Consider the following 3048-nt stretch of genomic DNA (forward strand, 5'->3'; position numbering starts at 1 on the left):
AAAATGATACATAAATGGGAGAAATTACAATATTTAGCGCTAATACGATGAGTTTTTACCTAATTCTGGATCTAACGAATGGTTTTATCCTACTTATCATGCCATAGCATACGCATCTCTTATTTGCGTATGCATTTTTTACTTTGTAACTAAAAAAGAATGCATAAATGGAAACTATTACAAAATTAAGACGCTATTACTATAATTTTTACCTAATTCTGGATCTAGCGAATGATTTTCCCCTGCTTACCTTTACCAAGGCATACGCATTCCATTTTCGAATGCTAATTTCACTTGATAACAAAAAAACGATACCGTGAAATTTTGATAACATTAAGTTTAAACAGAAAACAACCTGCATTTAGCCATATATTTATAAAAAATTGCAATAGAAAAGCACATCTATTCTTAAATAAATGCTAATTTAATTAGAACTATTAATTTTATACAAAATATGATCGTTCATCTGTGTGTGTAAATCCTTAAAGAGACCTGTTTTTTCTTCTTCATAAGCTATGTTAATTAACCATTTTGTAAAAGGTGCAACATTCATTGTTTCAATTTCATCTAAGCTGTAAAATCCGGCTTCATCGGATTCAATTCCATCAGGCGTAGGGGTTCCATCTATATAGTCCATCGCAAATGCTACATATATATTATGAACTTGACGGGGAAGATCCCGAATTGCAACGATTCTGTTTACCTTTGCTTTTATTCCAGCTTCTTCTTCAACTTCCCGCTCAACGGTTTCTTCAATTGATTCTAACTGCTCAATATACCCACCAGGATTTGTCCAATATCCTTTCCCTGGGTCATGGGCTCGTTTGACAAGCAGAAACTTCCCATCTTTCATAACTAATCCACCAACGCCAATGCTGTAATTCCCCCAAAACACATAATCACAGCTTATACATGCTTTTCTTTCAACTCCATCGATCGAACGCATCTCTAGAGGTGACCCACATTTCATACAATAGTTGACTGACACTGTAACCATCCTTATCTAATATTAGAGTCTTCTTGAAATATTCTACATAGGATGATGTACTTCCTTTTTTAACAAGACAAAAAAGGAGCAGGTTCATTTAAAACCTAGCTCCTTTCGAATTTTATGCGACTTGTTTCTTCTGGGCTTCTTTCACCTTCTTTATATCTAAGCGAAGAAGAAGGGAAACGATAAAGGCAAGAAGAATGAGAGCGGAAAAAACATAGAACACAGGAATATAGCTATTTGTTGTTTCTCTTATACCTGAAACAAGCATAGGTCCGAATACTCCACCTAATGACCATGTTGTTAATAAGTATCCATGAATCGCACCAAGTTGTTTTGTCCCAAATAAGTCACCGATAAAGGCAGGAAGGTTAGAGAAGCCGCCTCCATAACAGCTCACAACTAACAAAATTAAAGCTTGAAATATTAACGCATTTGTAATTGTAGGAAGAAGGGTAAACGCCACAATTTGAATGACAAAGAAAATGACGAAAACAATAGGTCGCCCTAAGAAGTCTGAAGCAGCAGCCCAACCAAGTCTGCCTCCACCGTTAAAGATCCCCATAATGCCAACCATCGCAGCTGCTGCTCCTGCTGAAAGGCCAACTACTTCCTGCGCCATTGGTGATGCGACAGAAATCATCATAATGCCTGCACTTGTGTTAATTAACATCATAATCCAAAGCATCCAAAAACGTTTTGTTTTAACCGCTTCTTTCGCGGTTAATTGTTGAAGATCTTCTTTTATTTCTTTTTTACCTGAAGCAACATCTTTTTTCATTCCTTCAGGCATCCAGCCTTCAGGAGGTGGAGCGATGTAAGAAGCACCAATTACCATTAAAACAAAATAACAAACACCGAGTACATAAAATGTAGAAGGGATCCCTATTGATACAATGAGATCTGCAGCTACAGGGGCTGTTATTAAAGCACCAGAACCAAACCCAAGTACAGCCATTCCTGTAGCTAAACCTCTTCGATCTGGGAACCATTTTACTAAGGTAGAAACAGGAGAGATATAGCCAATACCTAAGCCTAAGCCACTAGCAACTCCATAAGTTAATAAGAAAAGGGGGAGAGATTCAATGCTTACGGCAAAACCTGAACCAATTTGTCCTAAACCAAATAACACTGCTGCCACAATCGCGGATTTACGTGGACCATTTTTTTCTACAAAGCTACCAAATAAAGCAGCAGAGGAGCCTGCAAGCGCCATCATAATGGTAAAGGCAATAGCTGCTTCTGTTGCGGACCAGCCTAACGTTTCACTTAACGGATTTTTATAGACACTATAAGCATAAGCTGCCCCAATAGAAATATGAATAGCGATAGCAGAGAGGGCGATTAACCATCTATTTTTTGTTGTCTTCATGTACATTTCTCCTTTACGAGTAAGATAGTTAGGGCGAAAACATAAAAACATAGATGTGAAAACAAAGGTGAGGAGCTCGACATAAAAGTCGAATCTTGTAAGCGATTACAATTATGACTATCAAAAAGATTCAGAAATGAAACAGGGTGTTAATGATTCCTTTCAACTATCATAACAAAATTTTTCTATTCTTCCAATCTTTAGATAGGTTATCACCTATTATACAATATTATGAAAATATTTAAACTGTTATAACACAAAAAAATATTCGGAATTTGTCAATTCCTGCGCTTGCCTAGGAAATAATGAAAGCGCGTTCTGTAAATTAGAACACGCTCTTCATCTTTCTAAATCTCACAAGAATCATCTGTGCATGTAGCATCTCTATTATTATTTAAACTAATAAAAGGCCCATCTTGCTCGTTAATTTGGTTGATTGCTTCAATAAATGTTTCTACTGGTTGTGCACCGCTTATGGCATATTTTCGGTTAATTAAGAAAAAAGGAACACCTTGAATCCCTAGCTGTTGTGCCTCTTGTTCATCACTACGCACAGCATCAGTCATTTCGTCGCTATTTAGTAAGTTTGTTACTTTTTCACGATTTAATCCAATTTCAACTGCTAAATCGATCAATGTAGAATGATCACCGATATGCTTAGATTCTGTAAAGAAAGCATGTAGTA

Annotated in this window: 3 protein-coding genes; all 3 read right to left on the minus strand. The window is 36.5% G+C overall.

Annotated features, from left to right (window positions below; translation table 11 throughout):
- Window positions 1-424: 424 nt before the first annotated feature.
- A complete protein-coding gene (locus ACEWK1_RS24475; RefSeq protein ID WP_232273456.1) occupies window positions 425-997 on the minus strand; it encodes an NUDIX domain-containing protein in 573 nt (190 codons plus the stop codon).
- Window positions 998-1109: 112 nt separating this feature from the next.
- Window positions 1110-2363, minus strand: a complete 1254-nt coding sequence (locus ACEWK1_RS24480; protein WP_121661731.1) for an OFA family MFS transporter — start codon at window positions 2361-2363, stop codon at window positions 1110-1112.
- A gap of 347 nt (window positions 2364-2710) precedes the next feature.
- A partial coding sequence (locus ACEWK1_RS24485; protein WP_416636741.1) for a DsbA family oxidoreductase occupies window positions 2711-3048 on the minus strand: 338 nt, incomplete at its 5' end.

Origin of the sequence: Metabacillus sp. YM-086 (genome assembly GCF_048059995.1) — a bacterium.
Lineage (GTDB): Bacteria > Bacillota > Bacilli > Bacillales > Bacillaceae > Metabacillus > Metabacillus litoralis_B.